General features: G+C 37.0%; 27 protein-coding genes. 14 read left to right on the top strand and 13 right to left on the bottom strand.

The genetic code is table 11. The annotated features are described in order from the left end of the window. Positions 1-191: 191 nt before the first annotated feature. Positions 192-953 carry an XRE family transcriptional regulator gene (locus ACFPVY_RS07180; RefSeq protein WP_379791292.1) on the bottom strand — a complete coding sequence of 254 codons (762 nt, stop codon included), beginning with the start codon at positions 951-953 and terminating at the stop codon, positions 192-194. An 84-nt stretch (positions 954-1,037) separates the two neighbouring features. Between ACFPVY_RS07180 and ACFPVY_RS07175 the strand changes: the two genes are divergently transcribed. The 7 genes from ACFPVY_RS07175 to ACFPVY_RS07145 all read left to right on the top strand — a co-directional run bounded on the left by ACFPVY_RS07175 (position 1,038) and on the right by ACFPVY_RS07145 (position 8,904). Beyond that, positions 1,038-1,772, top strand: coding sequence for an ImuA family protein (locus tag ACFPVY_RS07175; protein ID WP_379791291.1), 735 nt, complete (start codon positions 1,038-1,040; stop codon positions 1,770-1,772). Then, positions 1,772-3,262: a Y-family DNA polymerase gene (locus ACFPVY_RS07170; protein WP_379791290.1), complete on the top strand. Its 1,491-nt coding sequence runs from the start codon at positions 1,772-1,774 to the stop codon at positions 3,260-3,262. The genes ACFPVY_RS07175 and ACFPVY_RS07170 overlap by 1 nt, the downstream gene beginning before the upstream one ends. Beyond that, positions 3,262-6,435, top strand: coding sequence for an error-prone DNA polymerase (locus ACFPVY_RS07165; RefSeq protein ID WP_379791289.1), 3,174 nt, complete (start codon positions 3,262-3,264; stop codon positions 6,433-6,435). The genes ACFPVY_RS07170 and ACFPVY_RS07165 overlap by 1 nt, the downstream gene beginning before the upstream one ends. A 35-nt stretch (positions 6,436-6,470) precedes the next feature. Then, positions 6,471-7,106, top strand: a complete 636-nt coding sequence (locus ACFPVY_RS07160) for an alpha-ketoglutarate-dependent dioxygenase AlkB family protein (RefSeq protein WP_379791288.1) — start codon at positions 6,471-6,473, stop codon at positions 7,104-7,106. 81 nt (positions 7,107-7,187) lie between these two features. Continuing rightward, positions 7,188-7,919 (top strand): DNA-formamidopyrimidine glycosylase family protein, encoded by a 732-nt coding sequence (locus ACFPVY_RS07155; RefSeq protein ID WP_379791287.1) that lies wholly within the window; start codon positions 7,188-7,190, stop codon positions 7,917-7,919. Beyond that, complete coding sequence (locus ACFPVY_RS07150; protein ID WP_379791286.1) at positions 7,916-8,641, top strand: DUF72 domain-containing protein; 726 nt, start codon at positions 7,916-7,918, stop codon at positions 8,639-8,641. The genes ACFPVY_RS07155 and ACFPVY_RS07150 overlap by 4 nt, the downstream gene beginning before the upstream one ends. Before the next feature lie 32 nt (positions 8,642-8,673). Further along, positions 8,674-8,904, top strand: coding sequence for a hypothetical protein (locus ACFPVY_RS07145; protein WP_379791285.1), 231 nt, complete (start codon positions 8,674-8,676; stop codon positions 8,902-8,904). A gap of 31 nt (positions 8,905-8,935) precedes the next feature. On the opposite strand, the gene ACFPVY_RS07140 is transcribed toward ACFPVY_RS07145, so the two are convergent. The 6 genes from ACFPVY_RS07140 to ACFPVY_RS07115 form a co-directional block, all read right to left on the bottom strand. Beyond that, positions 8,936-9,304 carry a hypothetical protein gene (locus ACFPVY_RS07140; protein WP_379791284.1) on the bottom strand — a complete coding sequence of 123 codons (369 nt, stop codon included), beginning with the start codon at positions 9,302-9,304 and terminating at the stop codon, positions 8,936-8,938. A 195-nt stretch (positions 9,305-9,499) separates the two neighbouring features. Continuing rightward, positions 9,500-10,264 carry an SDR family NAD(P)-dependent oxidoreductase gene (locus tag ACFPVY_RS07135; protein ID WP_379791283.1) on the bottom strand — a complete coding sequence of 255 codons (765 nt, stop codon included), beginning with the start codon at positions 10,262-10,264 and terminating at the stop codon, positions 9,500-9,502. Between the two features lie 78 nt (positions 10,265-10,342). Continuing rightward, a complete protein-coding gene (locus ACFPVY_RS07130; RefSeq protein WP_379791282.1) occupies positions 10,343-10,726 on the bottom strand; it encodes a helix-turn-helix domain-containing protein in 384 nt (127 codons plus the stop codon). A 9-nt stretch (positions 10,727-10,735) separates the two neighbouring features. Continuing rightward, a complete protein-coding gene (locus ACFPVY_RS07125) occupies positions 10,736-11,638 on the bottom strand; it encodes a helix-turn-helix domain-containing protein (protein ID WP_379791281.1) in 903 nt (300 codons plus the stop codon). A 126-nt stretch (positions 11,639-11,764) separates the two neighbouring features. Then, positions 11,765-12,613 (bottom strand): SDR family NAD(P)-dependent oxidoreductase, encoded by an 849-nt coding sequence (locus ACFPVY_RS07120; protein WP_379791280.1) that lies wholly within the window; start codon positions 12,611-12,613, stop codon positions 11,765-11,767. 122 nt (positions 12,614-12,735) lie between these two features. Continuing rightward, on the bottom strand, positions 12,736-13,296 hold the full coding sequence (locus tag ACFPVY_RS07115; protein WP_379791279.1) for a flavin reductase family protein: 561 nt from the start codon (positions 13,294-13,296) through the stop codon (positions 12,736-12,738). Positions 13,297-13,413: 117 nt separating this feature from the next. Between ACFPVY_RS07115 and ACFPVY_RS07110 the strand changes: the two genes are divergently transcribed. Beyond that, entirely contained in the window at positions 13,414-14,043 is a 630-nt protein-coding gene (locus tag ACFPVY_RS07110; RefSeq protein WP_379791278.1) for a nitroreductase family protein, read from the top strand. Between the two features lie 53 nt (positions 14,044-14,096). Here the strand turns inward: ACFPVY_RS07110 and ACFPVY_RS07105 are convergent, their stop codons facing one another. The 3 genes from ACFPVY_RS07105 to ACFPVY_RS07095 all read right to left on the bottom strand — a co-directional run bounded on the left by ACFPVY_RS07105 (position 14,097) and on the right by ACFPVY_RS07095 (position 17,483). After that, positions 14,097-15,155: an NAD(P)-dependent alcohol dehydrogenase gene (locus ACFPVY_RS07105; RefSeq protein WP_379791277.1), complete on the bottom strand. Its 1,059-nt coding sequence runs from the start codon at positions 15,153-15,155 to the stop codon at positions 14,097-14,099. Positions 15,156-15,164: 9 nt separating this feature from the next. Then, positions 15,165-15,560, bottom strand: a complete 396-nt coding sequence (locus ACFPVY_RS07100) for a (R)-mandelonitrile lyase (RefSeq protein WP_379791276.1) — start codon at positions 15,558-15,560, stop codon at positions 15,165-15,167. A 294-nt stretch (positions 15,561-15,854) separates the two neighbouring features. Continuing rightward, positions 15,855-17,483, bottom strand: coding sequence for an NADP-dependent glyceraldehyde-3-phosphate dehydrogenase (locus ACFPVY_RS07095; RefSeq protein WP_379791275.1), 1,629 nt, complete (start codon positions 17,481-17,483; stop codon positions 15,855-15,857). 143 nt (positions 17,484-17,626) lie between these two features. Here ACFPVY_RS07095 and ACFPVY_RS07090 point away from each other — a divergent pair, with 143 nt between their 5' ends. After that, complete coding sequence (locus ACFPVY_RS07090; RefSeq protein WP_379791274.1) at positions 17,627-18,727, top strand: DNA alkylation repair protein; 1,101 nt, start codon at positions 17,627-17,629, stop codon at positions 18,725-18,727. A gap of 95 nt (positions 18,728-18,822) precedes the next feature. Next, positions 18,823-19,038, top strand: a complete 216-nt coding sequence (locus ACFPVY_RS07085) for a hypothetical protein (protein WP_379791273.1) — start codon at positions 18,823-18,825, stop codon at positions 19,036-19,038. Positions 19,039-19,096: 58 nt separating this feature from the next. On the opposite strand, the gene ACFPVY_RS07080 is transcribed toward ACFPVY_RS07085, so the two are convergent. Then, the gene (locus ACFPVY_RS07080) at positions 19,097-20,002 is read right to left on the bottom strand and encodes a magnesium transporter CorA family protein (RefSeq protein WP_379791272.1); all 906 of its coding nucleotides are present in this window, start codon (positions 20,000-20,002) and stop codon (positions 19,097-19,099) included. A 146-nt stretch (positions 20,003-20,148) separates the two neighbouring features. Here ACFPVY_RS07080 and ACFPVY_RS07075 point away from each other — a divergent pair, with 146 nt between their 5' ends. Further along, a complete protein-coding gene (locus ACFPVY_RS07075; protein ID WP_379791271.1) occupies positions 20,149-21,654 on the top strand; it encodes a PAS domain-containing sensor histidine kinase in 1,506 nt (501 codons plus the stop codon). Here the strand turns inward: ACFPVY_RS07075 and ACFPVY_RS07070 are convergent, their stop codons facing one another. Further along, a complete protein-coding gene (locus tag ACFPVY_RS07070; RefSeq protein WP_379791270.1) occupies positions 21,655-22,617 on the bottom strand; it encodes a GlxA family transcriptional regulator in 963 nt (320 codons plus the stop codon). It abuts the gene before it with no gap. A 212-nt stretch (positions 22,618-22,829) separates the two neighbouring features. Between ACFPVY_RS07070 and ACFPVY_RS07065 the strand changes: the two genes are divergently transcribed. Genes ACFPVY_RS07065 through ACFPVY_RS07055 form a run of 3 tightly spaced genes read left to right on the top strand, consistent with a single transcriptional unit; the run spans position 22,830 to position 24,119 of the window. After that, on the top strand, positions 22,830-23,219 hold the full coding sequence (locus ACFPVY_RS07065; RefSeq protein ID WP_379791269.1) for a VOC family protein: 390 nt from the start codon (positions 22,830-22,832) through the stop codon (positions 23,217-23,219). 54 nt (positions 23,220-23,273) lie between these two features. Beyond that, a complete protein-coding gene (locus tag ACFPVY_RS07060) occupies positions 23,274-23,696 on the top strand; it encodes a VOC family protein (protein WP_379791268.1) in 423 nt (140 codons plus the stop codon). 18 nt (positions 23,697-23,714) lie between these two features. Further along, on the top strand, positions 23,715-24,119 hold the full coding sequence (locus ACFPVY_RS07055; protein ID WP_379791267.1) for a VOC family protein: 405 nt from the start codon (positions 23,715-23,717) through the stop codon (positions 24,117-24,119). Here ACFPVY_RS07055 and ACFPVY_RS07050 read toward each other — a convergent pair whose 3' ends face one another. Next, on the bottom strand, positions 24,120-25,700 hold the full coding sequence (locus ACFPVY_RS07050; RefSeq protein ID WP_379791266.1) for an FAD-dependent oxidoreductase: 1,581 nt from the start codon (positions 25,698-25,700) through the stop codon (positions 24,120-24,122). Positions 25,701-25,710: the final 10 nt, after the last annotated feature.

Raw genomic sequence — 25,710 nt, 5'->3', positions numbered from 1 at the left:
AAAAGCTATATATTTACTACGGCTAAAAACAAGTAGATTATATAGTTCCCTATTGATACACCTATAAAATTCAACCGTCGTTAAGCCTTATAAACATTGATGTTATTTAAAGTATATCGGAGCCTCTTTCTCCGCAAAAACCCTCAAAATCAAATGATTTTGAGGGTTTTATTTTTTTACAATATTTTCTATTAAACTTTCCCTTTCAAATCTAAGATTTCCTTTCGCAATTCCCTGAACATATCCTTTACATTTTCTGTTCCAAGGTCATCTGGCAAAAACTCTTTTGTAGCAATACTGCAAGCATATTCCCATATTTCTAATATCTCTGAAGCTTTTACTTCGTAAGGTCTATAAACACGATTATCGGATTGCAACGTCAGGTTTCTGCCGTTTTTGTTCAATCGTTTGTAAACAATTCCTTCATTTTTGGTCAGCAAAATATAGGTTTTTCCGTCCATCACATCGCCTAATTTTTCGACATATTTCCCCACGATAAAGGAACCTTCCTTATGCGGAGGCATCGAATCTCCTTCCACCGGAAATGCCCTAAATTTTCCATTTCTAAGAAAAGGCAACGAAATCTGCTGTAAATTTTCGATAAATTCTGGATCAGCATAACCCGAAGTATATCCGGCTTTTGCCTTGTGAGGAATAATTTCAATGAAGTTTTCGCCCTGCTTATCCACAGTTATCGGAAGCAAAATTCTATTGTCATCTAACTTAAGCAAGTCATCCATTGGAATTTTACGCAAATCAACTGAAATCAAAATATCAATACTAACATGATAATAATTAGATATCTTTTTTAATAATTCAATCGGAGGCTGTGAAGTTCCGTCTTCATATTTTAAAAGTCTGGCACGCGTAATCATCAATTGGTCTGCAACACCTTGCTGTGTCAGTGATTTATTAACTCTCAAATATTTTATGTTATCAGAAAATAAAGACATGGTATGTTAATGTTACAATTTGTAACTACAAATATAATAATTAATGTTACAATCTTTGCTAATTTTGTATCAAAAGAAATTCACATGAAAACGGAAGCCGAAAAAAGAGAATTAGTCAAAATGTTCCAAGCTAAAATCAATGCCATGCAAAGCTTGGGAAGAGTTTCGAGCGAAGTAGCAACAGACAATTTTTTCCCGTTTTCTGAAGCTTTCCCAAATCATACATTTCCTGTGGGTGCGCTCCATGAATTTAGCAGTTATGAAGCTGTTTCGGCCGCTTCAACTGGTGGTTTTATCGCCACACTTACCGGAAAATTGGCTAAAAATGACGGCATCTGCCTCTGGGTCAGCCGTGAAAAAAAAGTATTCCCTCCGGGATTAAAACAATTTGGTTTAGCACCTGAACGCATCATTTTTATCACAACATCCAACCAAAAAGAAATGCTTTGGATTATTGAAGAAGCCTTAAAATGTAAATCGCTAACAGCTGTGATTGGAGAAATCAAACAACTGACTTTCACCGAATCCAGAAAATTGCAACTGGCCGTAGAACGCAGTGGTGTCACCGGATTCATTCACCGATTTATGCCAAGTGGCGAAAATGCCGTGGCTTGCACAGCACGCTGGAAAATCACGCCGTTACAAAGCTCTTTTGACGATGATTTGCCGGGAGTTGGCCATCCTTATTGGGATATTCAATTATTAAAAGTCAAAAATGGCAAGCCTGATTCTTGGCAAATTGGCTGGCAAAATGGTCAATTCCAAACCTTTTCTAAAGAAAATAATCCTATTTCAATTAACGAACGTCACGCCGGATAATGACACGATACGCTTCAATATGGTTTCCTTTTCTGCTTTCAGAACACGCAATTCGAAAACAACCCGAACTTCGCGAGGTTCCGTTTGTGCTGGCTTCGCGTAAAAAAGGACGCATGGTTATTGACGCTTCCAGCAAATTAGCCACACAAAAAGGGATTTTTTCAGGAATGGTTTTGGCCGATTGCAAAGCGCTTTTTCCAGAACTCGAAATGTTAGAATCGGAACCCGGAAAAAACGAAAAATTATTATTGGCTTTGGCCGAATGGTGCATCAGATACACGCCTTTTGTAGCCACTGATTTTCCCGACGGATTGCTGTTAGACACCAGCGGTTGCACACATCTTTGGGGTGGCGAAAGTGCTTATATTGAAACTATTAAAGAGAAAATGAAGTCTTTCGGCTACACAGTTTCCATCGCCATTGCAGATACTATCGGGATGGCTTGGGGAATTGCTCGATATAGCCCTCAAAATATAGTTCCTGAAAAAAAACAATATGAAGCACTTAAAAGCCTTCCTGCCAATGCGTTGCGACTTAATCCAATTATTTTATCCAAATTAAAAAAACTCGGCTTAAAACGAATTGATAGTTTTATCGGAATGCCTCGGGAATCATTAAGGCGAAGATTTGGTCCCGAATTACCTCTGAGAATCGGACAAGCTTTGGGGCAAGAACTCGAATTAATTGTTCCAATAAAACCCGTGGAACCTTATATGGAAAGGCTTTATTGCTTGGAACCCATTTCCACGGCCACCGGAATCACAATTGCTTTGGAACAATTATTACAAACTTTATGCACTCGATTAGAATCCGAAGGTTTGGGTTTGCGAAAGGCAACATTTAGCGCTTATAGAATTGACGGAGACATTCAGCAGATTGAAATCGGCACCGGTCATCCGTCCAGAAATACGGTGCATCTTTTCAAGCTTTTTGAACATAAAATTGCCACGTTAGAACCTTCACTTGGTTTTGAATTATTTGTTTTGGAAGCGCCCACAACCGAACCCGTTTCTGAAGAACAAGCCGTGATTTGGAATGCCTTAAATCAGAATGACAAAAAAATTGCCGAATTGATTGACAGAATAACAGCGAGAAAAAACACAAATGTTATCAGCCGTTTTCTCGCCACAGAACATTATTGGCCAGAACGGTCGGTGAAAGAGGCCGAACCGTTATGGGAAAAAGCGACAGTTGAATTTCGAAGTGATTTGCCACGACCGATTCATCTTTTGTCGAAGCCAGAAATTGTTCAGGTTACAGCGGTGCTTCCGGATAATCCGCCGTTATTTTTTAGATACAAAGGAAAAATTCACACCGTTTCAAAATCAGACGGACCAGAAAGAATCGAGCAAGAATGGTGGATTTCTGACGGATTGTACCGCGATTATTATTGTGTGGAAGACACTGAAGGCGCGCGATATTGGCTGTTTCGCTCGGGACCTTATGAAAAAGAACAGCCACAATGGTTTTTACACGGATTTTTTGCCTGATGGAATATACAGAATTACAAGTCACGACCAATTTCAGCTTCCTCCGCGGTGGCTCGCACCCCGAAGAACTCGTGGAGCAGGCTTCTGTGCTTGGCCATAAACAAATTGCCATTGCCGATAAAAACACCTTGGCCGGAATCGTTCGTGCGCACGTTACTGCAAAACAATTCGGAATCAAGCTTGTCATTGGTTGCCATTTAGAATTACTCGACGGACCTCCTCTACTCGCCTATCCTACTGATAAAGAAGCGTATGGCCGACTTTCTGGCTTGCTTTCTGTCGGAAATTTGCGTGCCGAAAAAGGACACTGTCATCTTTATAAATCTGATGTGTATGAACATTCAAAAGGCATTAAATTCATTGCCATTGCGCCACTTTCTTTAAATGAAAATTTTGATTTTGAATCCGAATTTAAAGCTTCTTTGGAAGAATACAGCGCCAATTTAAGAAGCCAACTTTATCTTGGCGTAAGCCGTTCGTATCACGCCAATGACACCAAACGGATGCATCGGCTTTGGCAGTTATCAGAGCATTTTCGCATCAAATTAGTTGCCACCAATGACGTGCATTATCACATTGCAGAACGCCGACAGTTGCAGGATGTTTTGACTTGCATTCGAGAAAAATGTACAATTCATAGTGCGGGTTTCAAGTTGTACCAAAATGCCGAACGCTATTTGAAAACTACCGAAGAAATGAAGCGTCTTTTTAGGCAATATCCCAATGCTTTGCGTGCCACGCAGGAAATTGCGCAAGCCTGCCAGTTTTCACTCGACACTTTGGAATACGTATATCCCGAAGAAATCACTTCTGGCGAAAGAACGCCTCAAGAAGAGCTGGAAATGCTGGCTTGGGCGGGCGCAAGAGAAAAATTTGATGACAAAGAATTTGCAAAACTGTACCCGCAAATTGTCTATGAATTAAATTTTATGGCCCGAAAAAATTATGCGGCTTATTTCTTGACTGTCCATGATTTTGTACGTTTTGCCCGAAGCAGAAATATTTTGTGCCAAGGCCGAGGTTCTGCCGCTAATTCTGTAGTCTGTTATTGCTTGGGAATTACTTCTGTTAATCCCGCTCATTTTAATTTGCTTTTTGCAAGATTTATGTCAGATGCGCGTGATGAACCGCCAGATATTGACGTCGATTTTGAGCACGAACGACGCGAAGAAGTCATCCAATATATTTATGAAAAATACGGTCGGGATCGCGCAGCAATCGTGGCCACGGTTACCCAAGTGCATTGGAAAGGCGCCATTCGGGATGTGGCAAAAGCGATGGGACTTTCAGCAGATGCGGTGGACCGTTTGGCTTCTTCGATTTGGGAATTTCGGGACGAACTTGACGACGAAAGAATTACTTCGGAAGGATTTAATTTGGCCGACCCGCATTTGGTCAAAATTATAGAATTGACTCGAGAATATGTCGGTTTTCCGCGTCAATTAGGCCAGCACACCGGCGGTTTTGTCATTACCCAAGACAAACTTTCAGATTTGTGTCCGGTTTTAAATGCGAGAATGGAAAATCGTACCAATATTGAATGGAACAAAGATGATATCGAAGCACTCGGGTTCTTGAAAGTGGACGTTTTGGCACTAGGAATGCTGACGTGTATTCGCAAAACATTTGATTTGTGCAAGCAACATTATGGCAAAGATTATACTTTGGCAAACATAGAACAAGATTTGCCTGAAGTCTATGATATGATTTGCAATGCCGATACTTTGGGCGTTTTTCAGATTGAAAGCCGTGCCCAAATGTCGATGTTGCCTCGCTTGAAACCCAGAAAATTTTATGATTTGGTTATTGAAGTTGCGATTGTAAGACCTGGACCGATTCAAGGCGATATGGTTCATCCGTATTTGAGAAGACGCGACGGAATTGATAAAATAGAATATCCTTCAAAAGAGCTAGAAGATATTTTAGGAAGAACACTCGGAGTGCCTTTGTTTCAAGAACAAGCCATGGAAATTGCTATTGTTGCCGCCGGATTTACGCCCGCCGAAGCAGACGGCCTGCGCCGAAGTATGGCTACTTTTAAAGCCAAAGGAAAAGTCAGCGATTGGGAGATAAAATTGGTCGCCGGAATGATTGCAAAAGGTTATAAAGAAGATTTTGCACGACGCGTTTTCCGCCAGCTCGAAGGTTTTGGTTCATATGGTTTTCCAGAAAGTCACGCGGCGAGTTTTGCCTTGCTGGTTTATGTGTCGTCGTATATGAAATGTTTTTATCCCGACGTTTTTGCGGCCGCGTTGCTGAACAGTCTTCCGATGGGATTTTATCAGCCGGCACAAATTATCATCGATGCAAAAAATCATAATGTAATCGTGCGTCCGATTGACATAAATTATTCTCAATGGGACAATACGCTGGAAGAAAAATCAGGAGAATATTGCGCGTTGCGACTGGGTTTTAGGCAAATAAAAGGTCTGTCTTCAGAAGATATGCAAGTTTTGGTAAACGCTAGAAAAAAGCCTTTTTTAACTGTAAATTCTGTTTTGGATGCCGGAGTTTCGATGGTTTCGCTTGAAAAATTGGCCGATGCTGATGCTTTTCGCTCGATTAATTTAGACCGAAGACAGGCTTTGTGGGAAGTTTCCGCTTTGTCAGATAACCCGATTGGTTTGTTTGAAGGACAGCCTTCGGCAAGCACGAATGAAACCCAACTTTCATTGCCGTTATTGACCGAAGCTGCGCACGTTGTCAGCGATTATGCTTCGACCGGACTTTCGTTAAAAGCGCATCCCGTTAGTTTTGTGCGTCCGCAATTGGATAGTTTGGGAGTTACTAAAACCGGAAAACTTTCTGAAATGAAAAATGGTGATCCGATAAAAGTTTCTGGACTCATCACCGTTCGGCAACGGCCGGGAACGGCAAAAGGCGTATTATTTATTACGATAGAAGACGAAAGCGGTTTCGCCAATTTGGTCGTTTGGGACACCGTTTTTCAAAAACATAGAAAGGAAATTGTACAAGCGCGATTGCTTATGGTGGAAGGAAAACTGCAAATTGAAGGCAAAGTCATTCACGTGATTGCCAACAAATGTTTCAATCTTTCACCGCTTTTGCGAAATATGACTGTTGATTCAGACGCCTCAAAACTTTCGACTTTATCAAGATCTGACGAAGATCCTACGGATGAAATTTTTCACAAAGGTCGAAATTTTAGGTAAAAATTAAACTACCACTTAATTTAAAAATGAACATGATGATGACACTTTTTAACGACACCGAATTGTTTACTTCGGGACGTGCTGGCAAGATTATTTATGATCTTCCAGATACTGATATGATGCTTTTTGACAGCTTTTTTTCAAAGGAAGAATCTGATAATTTTTATGAAAAACTGTTGCATGAAACGCCTTGGCGCGAGTATGAAATGCCCATGTATGACAAAACTGTAAAAGCGCCACGGATGATTTCTTGGTATGAAGACAAGCAAAATCCAGGTGCTGATGAAAATGGATTGGATTGGACGCCGGAATTGTTATTCATCAAAGAAAAAGTTGAAAAAGAAACCGAAGTAAATTACAACAGCGTGCTTTTAAATTTATACCGAGACGGAAAAGATGGCGTTTCTTGGCACAGCGACAAAGTGGGAACCACGAGCAAAAATACTTACATTGCCTCGGTAACTTTTGGAGAAACGAGATTGTTTAAGCTTCGACATAAATTTAGAAAAGATGTCGCACAGCTTGATATTCCGTTGCATCACGGGACTTTATTGCTGATGGGCGGTGAAATGCAAAGCTTTTGGGAACACCAAGTTCCAAAAACGGCGAAGAATGTCTTGCCCCGAATTAATCTTACTTTCAGGCAAAAGAAAAGAGAAATTTCCGTTTAAAATCTTGTAAATATTAGGCTGAAACGTATAACGGAATTGCTTTATAAAATCGGAATTTTAATAGAACTAAATTCTAAGAAAATGCCTGAAGGTCCGAGTATTGTTATTTTAAAGGAAGAAGTGCATTCGTTTGAAGGCAAGAAAATCATTGAAGCCAACGGAAGTGCCAAGCTTGATTTTGACCGAATTCAAAACAAAAAAATCGAATCGTTTAAAAGCTGGGGAAAACATTTTTTGATTTGTTTTGACGATTTCACGATTTGGATTCACTTTTTATTGTTTGGAAGTTATTTGATTAACGAACAAAAAGCTTCCGTTCCAAAGCTAAGTTTGGTCTTTCAGAAAGGAGAAATTAATTTTTATGCTTGCGCCATTAAAGTTTTGGAAGGTGACATAAACTCGCATTATGACTGGACAGAAGACATTATGAATGACGATTGGGACGCAAAAAAAGCGATAAAAAAACTAAAAGAATATCCAAATAAAATGATTTGCGATGTTTTATTAGACCAAGATATTTTTTCGGGATTAGGAAATATTATCAAGAATGAAGTTTTGTACCGCGCCAGAATTCATCCGGAATCATTGGTTGGGAAAATTCCGAGTAAAAAAATAAAGGAAATCGTGGACGAATCTCGAATTTATAGTTTTGAATTCTTTAAATGGAAAAAGAAAAACGAACTGAAAAAACATTGGCTTGCCCACACAAAAAAAATCTGCAAACGGTGCGATCTTCCGATGTTTAAAGAATATACGGGAACCAAAAAACGCAGAAGTTTTTTTTGTACTAATTGTCAAAAACTGCACGATTGAAAAATTTAAAAATACATATCGGCTGTTCAAGTTTCAACACAAAAGATTGGTCTGGAATTTTTTATCCGAAAGAATTGCCACGTTCAAAATGGTTTGATTTCTACGCAGAAAATTTCAAAACTTATGAATTAAATGCTACTTTTTATAAATTTCCGACCGTTAGAACTTTAAATAATTGGTACAAAAAAACGCCAGAAGATTTTTTATTTTCTGTCAAGGCTCCAAAAATAATTACGCATTTAAAGAAATTTGAAGATTGCAAAACTGAGATTGATTCTTTTTATGAAATTGCTTCTGAAGGTCTGAAAGAAAAATTAAAATGTATTTTATTTCAGCTTCCGCCGAGTTTTAATTATACCGAAGAACGGATGGAATTAATTCTAAATCAATTGGATACAAAATATCAAAACGTAGTTGAATTTCGAAATGAAACTTGGTGGAATCCTGAAGTTTTTGAGACTTTTAAAACAACTAATATTACGTTTTGCAGTCCGAATTATCCAAAGCTTCCGACTGAAATTATTGAAACAAATTCTATTGGATATCTTCGTTTCCACGGAAATCCGAAATTATTTTACAGCGAATATTCTTCGGATGAATTGCAGGAATTTTGGAACCAAATTAAGCAGAAGAATTTTGACGAAGTGTATATTTATTTCAACAATACTGCGAGTTCCGCCGGAATCATAAATGCTGTGGAAATGAAAAAAATAATCTCTTGAAATTGGTATCTTTGCAAACTTAAAAATTACAAATGAACAAAAATCTAAAACTAAATATATTGCTGAAAGACGCTTCTGTCCACAAAATTCAGTTCGATAAAGAATGGTTTTTCGACTTAAAAGATATGGAAGATTATTTAAACGAAGATTTATCTGAAGTAGAATTTATCCACCTTCCTTTTAAATATGACGAGGAAATAATTGAGACAAAATGCGCCACTTTGGAGGATATTGAAAGGGTCAGAAGAGAAAATTCAAAATAAAAAACCACCTTAAAAAAAGGTGGTTTTCTTTTTAAAACTCAGTTTCAAAAGCAATGTGTTCTTCTTGACCGTTGAGCCAATATTTTGAAATATAATGATCGTCATTCTGAAAACTTGAAATGGCTTTGTCAATAATCAGATTGTCATAAATCTTATAATCCTGGATTTGATGTTCGTCTAAAATTAAGTTTATTTCCACAAAAGTGGCGTCTTCAGTGACTTTAGAATTATTTTTTCCTTCCATAATATCACAATAAGATTGCACTTTTGAAAGCGTTGCTTTTTCCTTTTTTAGGTCATCGATAATCTTGTCAATAAGTGTATTTGCTGTTCCATCGTTCAGATTCATTCCAGCAATTTCAAATTTTTGAGGCATTTTAAATTCACAAACTGCAACCATAGCTCTTATTTTTTAGTTATTGTCAAAATCAATTTATATCCTAATCTTGTCTTTGCTAAAGTCCGAAGTATTTGCTTGAGAATGATTATATAATTTTTACATTAACTTATATTTTAATCGGAAGATTGTCAACGCTTTGAAAAACATTTGAGCAAAAAAAAACGCTCTGTAAAAGAGCGTTTGATTTTTAATTTTTTATAGAAGTGTACCACCTGAAACTTCGATTCTTTGAGCATTTACCCAACGCGCGTCTTCGGTGCAAAGAAATGCAACCACGCCACCAATATCATCTGGAAGACCGACTCTTCCCAATGCCGTTGTTGAAGCGATGTGAGCATTCAAATCATTGTTATCACGAACTACGCCACCGCCAAAATCAGTTTCAATGGCACCCGGAGCAACAACATTTACTCTGATTCCTCTTGAACCTAATTCTTTTGCTTGGTATTTTGTCAAGGTTTCAACGCCACCTTTCATAGTTGCATAAGCCGAATATCCTGGAAGGCTGAAACGCGCCAAACCAGTAGAAATATTCACAATCCCACCGCCATCGGCTAACAACGGTAAGGCTTTTTGAGCCATAAAAAACGTTCCTTTTAACTGAATATTTACCAGCGTATCAAATTGTTCTTCAGTAGTTTCTGCGAAAGGAACATGAATCCCAATTCCTGCATTGTTTACCAAAAAATCAAATTTTTCAGCTTGGAATTTATCCTTTAAAGCTGTTTTTATTTCTGAATAAAAAGCGTCAAAAGTGCTAGAATTTGCAACATTTAATTGCAATGCAAAAGCTTTTTGGCCTAATTTTTCTATTTGATTTACAACTTCTTCGGCTTCCTCTTTTTTGCTGTTGTAAGTTAAGATTACGTCCAAACCTTTTTTAGCAATGCTCAAAGCCATATTTTTCCCCAGTCCGCGACTTCCTCCGGTTACTAAGGCAATTTTTGATTTATCTGACATTTTATTATTTTTTAAAATTTATATCTATGCAAATTTACGCTTGAAAATCGCTCGAAAAATGATGAAGACTTCAGTATTTTATTTTAATTGCAATTGTAATTTTCGAAATTGTAATGGCGTGATTCCTTCCATTCCTTTAAAGAATTTTACAAAATTAGTTGGTTCATCATAACCAATTTTCTGCCCGATTTCTGCCATCGAAAGATCGGTTTCCAAAATCATTTTCTTGGCTTCATCTACCAGTCTTTCTTCCATAATATTGCATGGAGATTTTCCTGTGGTCAACTTTATCGTATTGGTCAAATGTCTTGGATGAATGAATAACATCGAGGCGTAATCGCTTGTGCTGAATCGCTTTTCAGTTTTTAAATTAAGCAAATCAGAAACGTGATTGTCAAATAATTTTAAAAAATCAGCCGTGATTTCATCTTTTCGGGTGAGTAATTTTGTGGGTATCGACATAATTAATTTTTAAGCAGTTCGGTAAGCGGAAGGCGAAATTTCGGTGTGCTTTTTGAAGAAATTATTGAAATGTGATGGTTCTTCAAAACCAAGCGAATAACTTATTTCTGAGATATTCCAATTGGTGTGTTTCAATAAAGCTTTTGCTTCGTTCGTCATTCTTTCGGCAATTAAATTTGTGGTCGTTCTTCCGGTTGTTTCTTTGATTGCACGGTTCAAATGGTTGACGTGAACGTACAATTTTTCAGCAAAATCTTTGGCCGAACGAAATGCAAAACGCTGTGACGGTGACTCAATTGGGAATTGTCTTTCAAGTAATTCTGTAAAAACTGCCGTGATTCTGGAGTTGGCGTCCGCGTGCTGAAAAATAGTTTCTGAAGGCGCAATTTTCATCGCCACGTGAATGATTTCCGTCAAATAATTTCTGATCAAATCATACTTATATTGATACTCAGAATTAATTTCATCAAGCATTTTTTCAAAAATACCGCCAATTTGACTTTCTTGTTCTTTGGTCAAAATATACGCGGGTTTTCCGCCAATCTTGAACATCGGCAAATCGTGAATATTACTTCTGAGCGATTCTGTGAAAAATGACTCCTTGAAAATGCAGAAGAAACCGGTTTTTTCATCAGAAAGCGATTCAAAAGTATAAGGAACTTGCGGATTGAAAAAAACCAATGCGGTTCCGTCAACTTCGATACTTTTATCAGCATAATGATAAATATTTTTACCGCGAATCATCGTGATTTTATAGTAATCTCGCCTTGTGTAAACGATTGGCTTCGCTCCTTCCATGAAACAATCTTCCATTTTAAAAACGTTAAAATGACCAATATCGTTCTTCAAATTATCAGGAAGATAATTGAATTTGTGATTGTAAAAATCCTCGATTGTTTCTATTCTTGACATAATCTTTGACATTTAGTACAAACTCCAAAACCTGCTAAATTGCAGGTCTGGATCGAATCTTATTTGGAATAAATTGTAAATTTCAAATATTTATTCGGTTTGTAATTCATTTTAAAAGTAAGCTTTTTATTTTGAAAATCCAGTGGAAATTGACAATTCTTTGGCGTCTTCTAAGTCGGTTTTTACCGTTTTCATTTTGGCATAAGCTAAATCGTAAGCGTCTTGGCCAAGAAAAAAGTGTACCAAAGGTTGCTCTCTTTCTGCAATGGCAATCATCGCTTTAGCGGCTTTCACAGGATCGCCAGGCTGGTTTCCGTTGATTTCTTCTTCGTGTGCTTTTTGTACATTTCTCACACTTTCATATTCTGCAAGTTGCACTTTTGGAGTACTTAAAGACGATTGGTTCAAGAAATTAGTTCTAAAATATCCGGGAAAAACTACCGTTGCTTTTATGCCAAAATCTTTTACTTCGGTTGCCAAAGATTCTGTAAGTCCTTGAACTGCAAACTTTGTGGCGCAATAAATTCCGAATCCTGGAAAAGCTCCAGTAAATCCTCCGATGGAAGAAATATTAAAAATATGACCTGATTTTTGTTCGCGTAAATAAGGCAAAACTTTTCTAATCACGTTTAAAGTTCCATAAACATTGACTTCAAAATTTTCTTTAGATTCTTCGCCTGTCAATTCTTCGATTGCTCCCACAAGTCCATAACCAGCATTGTTTACCACGACATCAATGTTCCCAAAATGATTTACAGTTTGGTCAACTGCCTCACCAACATTGGCTTCATCTTTTAAATTCATCGCCAATGGCAAGAAATTTTCGTGTTCGCCAATTGCATTTTGTAGGTCAGAAATATTTCTGGATGTGGCGGCAACTTTTTTTCCTTCTTCCAATAATTGTTTTACCAAAGACAAGCCTAAACCTTTAGAAGCTCCCGTGATAAACCATACTTTTTGATTTGAATTTTTCATTTTTCTAATAAATTAATTGTTGATTTTGATAAGGCAAAGTTATGGCGAGAATAGACTTTAGATATTGCAATGAACAAATCATAACTTGCAAAATTCAAACAATTTTAATTTATCAGAAGATTTTAAAGATTTTGAGGTTTAAATTTTTCGGGAAGCGAGATGTGTTTTCCAGAAACCATAAAAGTTCCTTCTCCTCTATAATGTACAGTTTTGGGATACTTTGGGAAGCTGGCAACCTTGGCATTAACAACTTCCATTATAAAAAAATTATACTTCGCAAGCAACGTCGTGTCCACAATTTTACATTCAAAATTGGCATAACATTCTTTAATTGAAGGCGCTTCCACTTTTTTAGAATCTTCGATTGTCAGCTTAAATTTCTTGAATTTGTCGGTGTTTCTGCCAGAACAATTTCCAATTGCAATGATTTCTTCGATATAATCAACCGTTGGAATATTGATCACACATTCTTTTGAATTCTTGATCATTTCAAAACTATGATTTGCCGCAGTAATCATGCATCCTATTAATGAAGGAGAAAATTCTAAAACCGTGTGCCAACCCATCGTCATAATATTCGTTTTTTCGTTCCATTTGGAAGAAACCAAAACAATTGGCCCCGGTTCTAGAAATTTGCGAATATTTTCTACCGGAAATTCTTCTTTTTTGTAATTCCTTTTCATAAACTGTTTTCTTATAAATTTACGAATTTTTGATTTTTATAATTCCTAAAATTTAACACCGCTTCATTTAATAATTAGATTTATTTTTGCAATAAATTAAATTCCTAAAAAATCCAAATGCAATATATAGACGATTTAAACTGGCGTTATGCTACAAAAGCGATGAATGGCGTCAAAATCAATGATTCAAAAATTGACAATATTCTGGAAGCCACAATTTTAGCACCAACATCAAGTGGTTTGCAACCATTCGAAGTTTTGGTTATCAAAAATTCTGAACTAAAAGAAAAAATTAAGCCAATTGCCAATAATCAATCGGTAATTACAGACTGTTCGCACTTGCTAATTTTCGCTGCTTGGGACGATTATACTGAGGAAAGAATCAATCACGCCTTTAAAATTTCTACTGAAATTAGAGGTTTTAATCAAGATTGGGACAACTACCGCAAGCGATTAATCGACATGTATGTGGGTCGTGATGCTAAAGAAAATTTTGAACATGCGGCGCGCCAAGCCTACATTGGATTTAGCTTTGCCATTGCGGCGGCGGCTTTAGAAAGAGTAGATTGTACGCCAATTGAAGGTTTTAAACCGGAAGCTGTTGATGAATTATTAGGCTTAAAAGAAAAAGGACTTCGTAGCGTTTTGTTATTGCCGCTTGGTTACAGAGAAGAAAATAACGACTGGCTTGTTAATCTGAAAAAGGTCAGAAAACCAAAAGAAGATTTCATCAAAGAATTAGACTAAAATAAAAATACCCTTGCAAAATCTCGCGAGGGTATTTTTTTATGCTTTATTTTTTATGATTTTAGCGAAGCCATATCAATTACAAAACGATATTTCACGTCGCTTTTTAGCATTCTTTCATAAGACGCGTTGATATCCTGCATATTGATCATTTCAATTTCTGAAACAATATTATGCTTTCCGCAGAAATCTAACATTTCTTGTGTTTCAGCGATGCCTCCGATGACAGAACCTGCCACAGATTTTCTTCCCATAATCATTGGAACTGAATTTAAAAACGGATCTAATGGTCCAAGATATCCAACTAAAACTAAGGTTCCGTTGATATTTAATGTTGATACATAAGGATTTACGTCGTGAACATAAGGAACGGTGTCAATAATCAAGTCAAATTTTCCTGCAACAGATTTCATTTGAGAAGCATCCGTAGAAATGACCACTTCGTCAGCGCCAAGCTCTTTCGCGTCAGCAGTTTTATCTGGAGTTCTTGAAAACAACGTAACCGATGCACCCAAACCTTTTGCCAGTTTAATTGCCATATGACCCAAACCGCCCAGTCCAACGACAGCCACTTTGCTACCTTCTTTTACATCCCAATGCTTTAAAGGTGACCAAGTTGTAACTCCCGCACAAAGCAACGGAGCCGCAGCAGCCAAATCTAAATTTTCTGGAACACGAAGCACGTAACCTTCATCAACAACCACTTTTTCTGAATAACCGCCAAAAGTTTGCTTGCCTAAATGTTTGTCTTTTCCGTTGTAAGTTCCTGTAAAACCATTAAGGCAATATTGCTCTAAATCTTGTTTGCAACTCTCACAAGTTCTGCAAGAATCAACGATACAGCCCACTCCGACGATATCGCCAACTTTAAATTTTGAAACCTCGTTTCCAACCGAAGTAATTTTTCCAACGATTTCATGACCTGGAACTGCCGGATAAATGGTTCCGCCCCAGTCATTTCTTGCGGTATGCAAATCAGAATGGCATACGCCACAAAATAAAATTTCAATTTCAACATCTTTTGCCGTCACATTTCTGCGCTCGATGTTCATTTGTTGTAAATCAGCTTCTCGAGATTCTGTCCCAAAAGCTTTAACGTTTGTTGTACTCATAGTCTGTTTTTAATTTTTATCGCTGTTAAATTCTTCGTCAGTCACGGGTTCTAGCCAAACGGTTGCTTCTTTTCCAGCATCTGCAACAACGGCGATATGCGTCATGCTATTTTCTTTTGACGCGCCATGCCAATGTACAACATCTGCTGGGATTTTAACGACATCACCTTTTTGAATAATCTGAATCGACTTCCCTTTTTCTTGGTAATAACCAATTCCTTCAGTGACTATCAACGTTTGTCCGTTTCGGTGTTGGTGCCAATTGGTTCTAGCTTTTTCTTCAAAAGTCACTTTTCCAATAGAGCTGTTCAAATTATCATCGGGACTTACCGCCGTATTTACCCAAACCGTTCCTGTGAAATATTCCTTTGGTGCTGGATTTCCTTTGTCTAAAATAAAATTCATCTTTTTCGAGTTTTTGGTTGGAACTTGCGCCACGGCTTTGGGGGAAATCCACAGCGTCAACCCAATATTAAAGTTACAATATTTTTCATCACTATATATTGTAGTTCATTTTGGTAGCAAAATTTTAATTCCAACAAATTTCCGCCTAATTTTTATACTATTATTATACCAATTACTGAAATACTAACCATTATTACTGATTTGTATTCGATTGTGAATTGAGTGCAATAAAAATCTTAGTTAAAACTAAAAAAGAGGACTTATCTGTCCTCTTTTTAAAATTTTGGTATCGAATTAAAATATAAATCGAGTGCTTAAAAACTTCGATTTATCATCATTTACAATTTCATTAATCAATTGATTATTAGCATCATTCATCTTAAATGCAACGAGCGAACGAATTGAAAACGAGCGAATCGCATCTGGAATTGAAAGTGTTCCTTCGGCGCTGTCTTTTCTTCCTGTAAACGGAAAAATATCTGGTCCGCGTTGCGACTGACTGTTGATATTTACACGGCTGACTTGGTTTACCAACGGATCAATTAATGAACCAACTTCAGAGGCATCCATGCTAAAAATACTAACTTGCTGGCCAAATTTTGCATCAATCAAATATTGAATCACTTCTTCGACATCGTCAAAAGGCACAATCGGAATTATTGGTCCGAATTGTTCTTCGTGGTACAATTTCATCTCAGAATTTACCGGATAAACAACCGCCGGAAAGAAAAATGAAGCCTTTGAAACACCTCCGTTTTCGTTCATCACCTTCGCTCCTTTTGCTTCCGCGTCAGCGATACATTCGTTTAAATAATCAATTTTATAAGGTTCTGGAAGCGGTGTCAGCGAAACGCCTTCTTCCCACGGCAATCCAAATTTCAATTCAGAAACTGCCTTGTTGAAACCTTCTATAAATTCATCAGCTTTGCTTCGGTGAACCCAAACGATTTTCAGCGCCGTGCAACGCTGTCCGTTAAACGAAAGCGAACCCGTAATTGTTTCTTTTACTGCCAAATTTAAATCTGCATTCGCCGTAATTATCGAAGCATTTTTAGCATCCAAACCTAAAACCGCACGAAGACGATTCACTTTTGGATGTTGTTTTTTCAATTCATTTGCGACTTTGCTTGAACCAATTAATGTTAGAACATTTATTTTTCCCGATTCCATCAAACCTGGAATTATCACGTTTCCACGTCCATAAATTACATTTATTACGCCTTTTGGAAATGCTTCCTGAAACGCTTCTTGCAAAGGATAATGTAACAAAGTTCCGAATTTTGGCGGTTTGAAAAGAATCGTATTTCCCATAATCAAAGCCGGAATTAAAGTCGTAAAAGTTTCATTTAGCGGATAATTAAACGGTCCCATACAAAGCACGACTCCCAATGGTGAGCGGCGAATTTGTGCGGCGATTCCTTCGGCAATTTCAAACTTGGAAGAATCTCTGTCCAAATTTTTCAAGGAATCAATCGTCGCATAAATATATTCAACTGTTCTATCAAATTCTTTCACCGAATCAGCGTGCGATTTCCCAATTTCCCACATAATTAATTTGACCACTTTGTCTTTCGTAGCAATCATTTTTCGGGTAAATTGCTCCACGTGTTCAATTCGTTCAGAAACACTCATCGTTGGCCATTCGCCTCGACCATCATTATAAGCTTCCACCGCGGCATCGAGTGATTCTTGCGCTTCTTTTTCAGTGCAAACCGGATAACTTCCGATTAATTTCGGCTTTAATTCTTCGCCATTTTTTATGTAAACCGGAGAATAAACCTCGTGAACATCGCCACTCCATTGCTTCATTTCTCCGTTACTTAAATATTCTTTTTGGTGAATTTCTTCAATTTTAAATTGCTCCGGAATTTGATCTTCTCTTATAAATAAATTATTCAATTTTTCTTCAAAAGTGTTTTCCATAATTGTCTTTTTGAAATGATAAAATCAGTTGGTTGTCTTGTAAATATAGTCAGAAAATCTTTAAAAGTTTGTATATTTTAGGATAGATTTAAATGCCTAAAATTTTATATTTACACAAATTTAAACCTTAAAAATATTTGCCGATGAGCGCTTTAAAAGACATTTATTCTCCACGATTTTATGACAAACTATCAGATGTTTTTGTCAAAACGATTCCTTCATTTGATAAGAAAAATTTTGTTTCTAAGATTTTTACGGATGATTTCAACCAAATGGAATTGAAAGAAAGAATGCGACATACAACAAAAGTTTTGCATCAATTTATGCCCGAAGATTTTGAAAAAGCAGTGAAAATCATTGAAAAAACCATCGACGAATTGCGACGAAACAATATCGGAGAAGACAGCTTGGCTTTTATATTTTTCCCAGATTATATCGAAATTTATGGTTTAGAGGATTATGAAAATTCCGTGAAAGCTATTGAATTTACAACACAGTTTATTACTTGTGAATTCGGAATTCGTCCTTTTATATTGAAGTATTTTGACAAAATGATGCCTCAAATGCTGGCTTGGTCAAAACACGAAAATCACAAAGTGAGAAGATTGGCGACAGAAGGATGCAGACCGCGACTTCCTTGGGCGATGGGTTTGCCTGATTTAAAGAAAAATCCAGAAAAAATTCTTCCGATTTTAGAAAATTTGAAAAATGATCCGTCAGATTTTGTACGAAGAAGTGTGGCGAATAACTTGAACGACATTGCAAAAGATCATCCAGAAATTGTTTTGAAATTAGCCCAAAGTTGGAAAAATTTAAGCAAGGAAACCGATGCGATTATCAAACACGGATGTCGCACTTTATTGAAACAAGGTCATCCTGAAATCCTTTCGCATTATGGTTTGGACAGCAGAGAAATTGAGGTGACAAATTTCAAGATTGATACTCCTGAAGTCACAGTTCCAGATGCTTTGCAGTTTTCTTTTGACGTAAAAAACAAATATGAAGTTCCAAAAATTGTTCGTTTGGAATATGCGATTTATTACAACAAAGCAAATGGATTACTCTCAAAAAAAGTCTTTAAAATAAGCGAAAGAATTTATCAGCCGAAGCAGAAAGATTTGGTCATAAAAAGGCAATCTTTCAAATTAATTACGACTAAAAAATTTTATTCTGGTTTGCACAAAGTTTCGGTAATTGTCAATGGCGAAGAAAAAATAATTGGCGAATTTCAGTTGATTACCTAATCAATTTTGCAAATTTTCGGTTGAATTTTATAATTCGTTTCTGTTTGGTTTGACGAACTTTAAGTATCTTTAGATAAATCAAAAAAACAAAAACGATGGACACAGAAAATCACGAAATGGAAAACAGAGATTCTGGAAAATCTCCTGACGAAAAATACATTCACGTAAAAGATATTCAGGTTGAAAAGCTGGACGACGACGAGGATTACAAAAAAAGTGAAGGCGGAACAATGCCTGAAAAAGAAACCGAATTAGAAGAAAAGACTAAAAAAGATCAATCCCAAGGCGATGAAACCGTGGGAATTCCTTAAAACAATTTAGAGTTTTAATTTTATTGTTTGAAAGTGGGAGCGCAAGTTTCCACTTTTTTTATAGCCAATGTTTTCTTCTGAACCAAATGAAAATCACAACCACAATAATTCCCATTGATAACAAAGTCAGCGGATAACCCCATTCTGCTGTGAGTTCTGGCATAAATTTAAAGTTCATTCCATAAATTCCGGCGATAAAAGTTAACGGCATGAAAAATACCGAAAATATTGTCAAAATCTTCATCACATCATTTGTTTTTCTGGCAGAAAGCGACAGATAAATATTCAGCAAGTTGTTCGTATCTTCGTGAACTTGGTCATAAAGCGTCACTAATTTTACGTGCAAATCTCGCGCATCTTGCAAGGCCGGCTTGTCTTTATCATCGACTCTCACTGAGTTTAAGACTTCATTTGTGAGCAAAAGTAATTTCTTGCAAAGTCCAGATTTACGCTTGAGATAATAAATTCCTTCGATCATATCAGCCGGAATATTTTTCTTCAAAAACACTTTTGATTCATAAAAATCAACTTCATCCGAAAGTTCAAAAGCAGGCGCATCATACGAATGTAATGTTTCCCAAATCACGCGAACGGCCATTCCTGCAGCACTTTTTACTTTCCCTAATTTGATGCAATGTTCCTTAATTTGTTCCATAATCGGTTGTGCCGAACGATGAATAGTGATAATAAAATTATCATTGTAAAAAACCGCAATTTTACTGCTCAATTCCCGAACGGTTTGCTCATGTTCGTCTTTTGAATGTTGCAAAATCCTGACGATAAAAAAGTGTGTATTATTGTGTTCTTCGTACTTTGGAAGATGGTCTGGATCCAAACTATCCATCAAAGTGTAAGGATTCAAATCATACATTTTACTGACTTCTTCGAGTTCTTCTTGAGTGGGATTCGTGATATCTGTCCACACGATTTCAGTGTCAGTCAGCTTGCAGGTTTCAACAGCCATAATTTTGTACGGATTTTTTGTTATCTAAATTTACGCTTTTATTTTATCGCATTTTGTGAAGAAATTGCAAAAAAATCATCATCACTTTACCTTTATATTTTAAGATTTTATTAACTTTGGTCTAACTGATTCAGAAGCCCAAAACGATGTCAGAATTCCAAAAAACTACACGACCTGTTATTTCTGTCGCCAACATCATTGCTGTGGCGCATGAAGCAATGATTGTCATTGATGCTGAAAACAAAATTAGCAACGCAAATGGCTCTTTTTTAACCAAATTTAATTTATCCGAAGAAGAAATTATCGAGAAACATTTGTTCGAAATAAACTACAAATCGTTTCATATTAGCGAAATTGAAAACGCTTTTCTGGTTTTATTATCCGAAAATGGTTTGGTTCAGAATTTAGAATTTACCCAAAATTTTCCGCTTCTTGGTGAGAAAACATTCCTTTTGAACATCCAAAATAGTTCTGACGGAAGCAATAATTTTAAAATTTTAGCTTTCAAAGAAAAAGACAAAAATAGCGAACAACACCAGCAATTGTGCCAAACGCAATCGTTTTTAAGTTCGGTTTTAAATTCGACCAATTATGGAATTGCGAGTTATGAAGCCGTGAGAAATGATGCCGGAAAATTGATCGATTTTAAAATTTCTTATACTAATATTGAAGTTCCGAGAAATTTTGGGCTTGACCCAAAAGATGTCATCGGAAAAAAATGTAGTGAAGTTTATCCCGGAATTTTTGACAACGGAATCTTCGAAAAAATGGCCAATTGTATGGAAACCGGAATTCCAGAAAAATATGAAATTCTGGCAACGCACGAAGGTCGCGAAATGTGGCTGAGTGCGTCTATTGAAAAAGTAAATAATTCAGTGGCGGTTACTTCAAAAAATATTACTGCCGAAAAACAGGCCGCACTTGAAATCGAAGCGATGAACGCCGAATTAGAAAAACAAAATGTGGAATTGGCTTCATTTGCGTATGTTTCTTCCCACGATTTGCAAGAACCACTTCGCAAGATTCAGCTGTTTACCAGCAGAATTCTTGAACGCGAGCGTGAAAATTTTAGCGATTCTTCCGTCGGATATTTTAAAAGCATCACGAATGCGGCCAACAGAATGCAAAATTTGATCGAATCACTTTTGAATTATTCAAGTATGGATGCGTCTGAAATCAAGTTTATTCCTTTGGATTTAAACAAAGCCGTTGATGAAATTAAGAGCAATATGTTAGAATTAATCGAGAAAAGAAACGCACGAATTGAAGTGGAAGATCTTCCGACTTTAGCTGTGATTCCGGTTCAGTTTCAACAGCTTTTGTCTAATTTGATTTCCAACGGAATTAAATATGGAAAGCCCGGAATCAAGCCTCACATTAAAATAAATGCCGAGATTATTTCTTTGGAAGAATTTGCCGGAAAAAATTTCTGGAAAATAAATGTTGCTGATAACGGAATTGGTTTTGAGCAAGAATACGAACACAAAATCTTCGAACTTTTCAAGCGTCTCCACGGAAAAACGGATTATGAAGGAACCGGAATTGGCCTTGCCATTTGCAAAAAAATCGCCCAAAAACACGGCGGTTTCATCAGAGCGATTGGAAATCCTGGAATTGGCGCCACTTTTTCGGTGTTTGTTCCTATAAAATAATTATGCCACCAAGTTATTGAATTTCTCACGATATGCCGTCGGAGTCATTCCCACATTCTTTTTAAACAGCGAACGGAAGGATTTCAGGTCGTTGTAACCCGATTCAAACATCACTTCCATTATGCTTTGACGCGAGTGTTCCAGCAATTGCTTCGCCGCTTCAATTCTAGTTTTTTGGAGGTATTCGATTGGCGTGATTCCGGTGACTTGCTTGAATCTTCGCACCAAATTTCTTCGGCTCGCGGGAACATCCGTGATAATTTCCTCGATGGTATTTGCTTCCCTAAAATTCTTTTTGATTTCTTCTTGAGTTTGTTTTACCAATTCATCACCGTGGTCTTCAATTGGCGCAAATGTCCCAAAATAAGACTGTTGCGTTCTATCCAAATCAATTGAAAAAACCTTTGCCGCTTTGACCGCCATTTTTCTGCTGCAATAAATTTCGATCAAGCGCATCATCAAATGGAAACTGTTTGTCGCGCCACCGCTCGTGTAAATTTTATCTTCTTCAGTGACCACTGCATCCGCCTGCAAACGAACATTTGGGAACGCATTTGCAAAGGCATATTCAGCGTTGATGTGCGTGGTTGCTGGTTTGTTGTCAAGCAATCCTGTGGACGCCAAAAGAAACGCGCCCGTGCAAAAACTCGCAACTGCCGCACCAGAATCATATTGGTTTAAAAGCCACGAAACCCATTTTCTATTTTCTTGTAGCGCAATTGGCATCGAATCTTGCTTGAAAGCCGGAATCAAAACGATGTCATAAGTGTCTGCGTTACTTGCATTTTTAAGTTTATAATCAGAATATGTTTGAGAAACATCTCCAAAATGCAACAGATAAATTTTAAAATAAGGCGTTCCTTTTTCTTCTTCGTGAAAACGATTTACGGTTTCAAAAACGTCTAGCATTGCAGCAACGCTCAAAAGTCGGTGCTCATTGGTTAATAAGATTCCTAATTTCATACGGATTGAATTTTTAGCCCAACAAATATAAAAATTTTGTCCTAAATACCCCCTCACAATGACTTTTAACCACAGCACAAAAGTGAATTTGTTACAGTAAATTTACTAAATCAATTGATAGATAAAATATCCGACAATTTTTTTATACTAAATTTAGGAATAATAAAATCAAAAGATAAGAATTGAAGAATTGAATAATTAAAATAAAAGTTATGTTAGGAAAAAGCAAAGCATTCAGCGGATTTTCGGTAGATAATCCTGAAAAAGCAAAAAAGTTTTACAAAGAAGTTTTAGGCTTAAACGTGAAAGAGCAAACTGAAATGGAAGGAATGGTAAATCTGCAAATTGAAGGTGGCAATAACGTCTTGATTTATCCGAAGGAAAACCACGAACCAGCTACTTACACCGTTTTAAATTTCCCAGTAAATGACATTGACAAAGAGGTCGATTCGTTGATTTCTAAAGGCGTTACTTTCGAACAATACGATACAAAAGATATCAAAACTGATGAAAAAGGAATTTTTAGAGACAACGGAATGGCAATCGCTTGGTTCAAAGATCCGGCGGGAAATATACTTTCTCTTATTGAAGAAGGGAAATAATTATGAATTTGAAATTACGAATTACAGAAAGTCTAACAATCTAAAATCTGAATAATGGCAACGATGAACACTTATTTGAACTTCAACGGAACTACCGAGGAAGCTTTCAACTTCTACAAAAATTGCTTCAAAACTGAATTTATCACGATAATGCGCTTTGGCGATACGCCGGGCTGTGAAGATTTAGACGAAATTGAAAAAGGAAAAATTATGCACATTTCGCTTCCGATTGGTGGCAATATTTTGATGGGAACTGATATTCCTCCAAATCGTCCAAAAGCGGTTAACGGTACGAGTGTTTCCATTTCAATAAATACAGATACTGAGCAAGAAGCGCGTGATATTTTCGCCAAACTTTCTGAAAACGGAACTGTTGAAATTCCGCTACAAGATATGTTTTGGGGCGATTTATACGGAATGTTTACTGATAAATTCGGCATCCAATGGATGATAAATTATGAATATCCAAAAAATTAATTTTTAAAAATATAAGTTATGCCAAAGCAAATTTTTGTAAATCTTCCCGTGAATGATTTGAACAGATCAGTTGATTTTTTTACCAAATTAGGATATGCTTTCAATCCTGATTTTACTGACGAAAACGCAACGTGTATGGTAATCAGCGACACCATTTTCGTGATGCTTTTGACCGAAACTTTTTTCAAGGGTTTCATTAAAAACGAAATCTGCGATACCAAAAAATATACCGAATCAATAACTTGCTTATCAGCAGAAAGTCGCGAAGAAATCGATGAATTGGTTCAAAAAGCAAAAGATGCCGGAGCCACAATTCCAAACGAAAAGCAAGACCACGGCTGGATGTATGGCCACGGTTTTCAAGATTTAGACGGTCATTATTGGGAATTTTCTTTTATGGATTTTGGCGCAATGCCTCAATAATTATTCATCGCGAACGTCAACTTTTGTCAAGTCTGAAATCGCGGGTCCATTAATCACGGTTCCATCAGTTGTAAAACGGGAACCGTGAAGCGGACAATCAAATGATTTTTCGTCATTGTTCCATTGTAAAACGCCTCCCAAATGTGGGCATACCGCAGAACAACTGTGCAATTTTCCAGCTTCATCACGGTAAACGGCAAGTTTTCGCAAGCCTTTTGACATAATTGCCCCTTCGCCTGCTTTCAATTCTGAAGGCATGTTGATATCAGCATTCACCCAATCTTTGGCCATTTTGTAAGCCATACTTCCTACTTCAGAAATAAAATCTACGCCGGCTTTAAAAGTCATTCGGCTTGGATTGTAAATTTCTTCATAAAGATTTTCTTTGCCATTAATTAGATCAGAAATTAAGTTTCCTCCGATGGTGCAATGCGTCATTCCGTTTCCAGAATCTCCAGTGATGATGTAAATATTTTCATCGCCGGGATTTTTTCCGAGGAAAGCCAAACAGTCGATCGGTTCCATAACTTGCCCTGACCACTTATAAACGATTTCAATAAAATAAGGAAAATGCCTTTTTGTCCAGCTTAACAACGAAGCGTAACGATGTTCTTCGGGTAAATTTTCTTCGTCGGCTTGGCCTGTTTTATGGTCTTCCCCACCTGAAATCAGCAAATCATTTTCGTCATCAAAAGGTTCTAAACGCACATAATGGTAAGGTTTTGCATTCCATTTTGATTCTTGGTTTCCGGTGTCCCACCACATTGCATACGGCAGTTTTCCTTTGGGAACTTTAACCGCAACTACATACGTTCGATATGCCCATTGTTTGGTGTGCATCGTCAAAATATCGTTGATCGGGGAATTTGTTGCCACCACAATATGATTTGCTTTGACTTGAAAACCGTTGACTTTTGCTCCGTTTTTGTCAATATCAGAAGCTCTTGATTCAGTATAAATTTCGCCTCCATATTTTACAAAAGCATCGGCCAAACCTTTGAGATATTTCATAATATGAAACTGACCTTGACCTGGAAACAGAATACATTTTTCTCTATATTCTCCAATAAAATCTGGAATATCATACAACATTTCCGTTGGAAGACCGAGTCGTTGTGTCGCTTCAAATTCTTCGTCTAAATTCTCTTCTTTATCACTTGGATCTAAAAATAAATAACCATTCACGCGCTTAAAATTGCAATCAATATTTTCTTCTTTGACGATTCTTTCTATGAAATCAATAGCTTCCTTGTGACTTTGGGCTACTTTTTTAGTTTTTTCTAGGCCAAAATAACTTTCGATGTCATAATATCTGTCGTCTAAAGCGTAGGCTATTTGTGCCGTTGTTCGTCCGGTTTCACCACTTCCTAAAAATCCGTCTTCGACCAAAATCACTTTTTTTCCAGATTTTGCAAGGCAATATGCTGTGGTTAATCCGCCGATTCCGCCGCCAATTACCAAAACGTCTGTTGCCATTTCGGCGCTTAATTTTTTAAAGGAAAGTGGTTCCACGCTGTCCATCCAATAAGAATTGTGAACGCCACTGGTTTTATCTTCGTTGATTTTTTCTGGATTATTCATAAAATTTGGG

This window comes from Flavobacterium qiangtangense (assembly GCF_042658345.1).
GTDB lineage: Bacteria > Bacteroidota > Bacteroidia > Flavobacteriales > Flavobacteriaceae > Flavobacterium > Flavobacterium qiangtangense.
The sequence above is the reverse complement of the archived record's forward strand: the minus strand, read 5'-3'. Positions and strand labels throughout refer to the sequence as shown.

Coding starts and splice junctions, on each gene's coding strand:
- ACFPVY_RS07180 (WP_379791292.1), bottom strand. CDS start 953: ATGTCTTTATTTTCTGATAACATAAAATATTTGAGAGTTAATAAATCA.
- ACFPVY_RS07175 (WP_379791291.1), top strand. CDS start 1,038: ATGAAAACGGAAGCCGAAAAAAGAGAATTAGTCAAAATGTTCCAAGCT.
- ACFPVY_RS07170 (WP_379791290.1), top strand. CDS start 1,772: ATGACACGATACGCTTCAATATGGTTTCCTTTTCTGCTTTCAGAACAC.
- ACFPVY_RS07165 (WP_379791289.1), top strand. CDS start 3,262: ATGGAATATACAGAATTACAAGTCACGACCAATTTCAGCTTCCTCCGC.
- ACFPVY_RS07160 (WP_379791288.1), top strand. CDS start 6,471: ATGATGACACTTTTTAACGACACCGAATTGTTTACTTCGGGACGTGCT.
- ACFPVY_RS07155 (WP_379791287.1), top strand. CDS start 7,188: ATGCCTGAAGGTCCGAGTATTGTTATTTTAAAGGAAGAAGTGCATTCG.
- ACFPVY_RS07145 (WP_379791285.1), top strand. CDS start 8,674: ATGAACAAAAATCTAAAACTAAATATATTGCTGAAAGACGCTTCTGTC.
- ACFPVY_RS07140 (WP_379791284.1), bottom strand. CDS start 9,304: ATGGTTGCAGTTTGTGAATTTAAAATGCCTCAAAAATTTGAAATTGCT.
- ACFPVY_RS07135 (WP_379791283.1), bottom strand. CDS start 10,264: ATGTCAGATAAATCAAAAATTGCCTTAGTAACCGGAGGAAGTCGCGGA.
- ACFPVY_RS07130 (WP_379791282.1), bottom strand. CDS start 10,726: ATGTCGATACCCACAAAATTACTCACCCGAAAAGATGAAATCACGGCT.
- ACFPVY_RS07125 (WP_379791281.1), bottom strand. CDS start 11,638: ATGTCAAGAATAGAAACAATCGAGGATTTTTACAATCACAAATTCAAT.
- ACFPVY_RS07120 (WP_379791280.1), bottom strand. CDS start 12,613: ATGAAAAATTCAAATCAAAAAGTATGGTTTATCACGGGAGCTTCTAAA.
- ACFPVY_RS07115 (WP_379791279.1), bottom strand. CDS start 13,296: ATGAAAAGGAATTACAAAAAAGAAGAATTTCCGGTAGAAAATATTCGC.
- ACFPVY_RS07110 (WP_379791278.1), top strand. CDS start 13,414: ATGCAATATATAGACGATTTAAACTGGCGTTATGCTACAAAAGCGATG.
- ACFPVY_RS07105 (WP_379791277.1), bottom strand. CDS start 15,155: ATGAGTACAACAAACGTTAAAGCTTTTGGGACAGAATCTCGAGAAGCT.
- ACFPVY_RS07100 (WP_379791276.1), bottom strand. CDS start 15,560: ATGAATTTTATTTTAGACAAAGGAAATCCAGCACCAAAGGAATATTTC.
- ACFPVY_RS07095 (WP_379791275.1), bottom strand. CDS start 17,483: ATGGAAAACACTTTTGAAGAAAAATTGAATAATTTATTTATAAGAGAA.
- ACFPVY_RS07090 (WP_379791274.1), top strand. CDS start 17,627: ATGAGCGCTTTAAAAGACATTTATTCTCCACGATTTTATGACAAACTA.
- ACFPVY_RS07085 (WP_379791273.1), top strand. CDS start 18,823: ATGGACACAGAAAATCACGAAATGGAAAACAGAGATTCTGGAAAATCT.
- ACFPVY_RS07080 (WP_379791272.1), bottom strand. CDS start 20,002: ATGGCTGTTGAAACCTGCAAGCTGACTGACACTGAAATCGTGTGGACA.
- ACFPVY_RS07075 (WP_379791271.1), top strand. CDS start 20,149: ATGTCAGAATTCCAAAAAACTACACGACCTGTTATTTCTGTCGCCAAC.
- ACFPVY_RS07070 (WP_379791270.1), bottom strand. CDS start 22,617: ATGAAATTAGGAATCTTATTAACCAATGAGCACCGACTTTTGAGCGTT.
- ACFPVY_RS07065 (WP_379791269.1), top strand. CDS start 22,830: ATGTTAGGAAAAAGCAAAGCATTCAGCGGATTTTCGGTAGATAATCCT.
- ACFPVY_RS07060 (WP_379791268.1), top strand. CDS start 23,274: ATGGCAACGATGAACACTTATTTGAACTTCAACGGAACTACCGAGGAA.
- ACFPVY_RS07055 (WP_379791267.1), top strand. CDS start 23,715: ATGCCAAAGCAAATTTTTGTAAATCTTCCCGTGAATGATTTGAACAGA.
- ACFPVY_RS07050 (WP_379791266.1), bottom strand. CDS start 25,700: ATGAATAATCCAGAAAAAATCAACGAAGATAAAACCAGTGGCGTTCAC.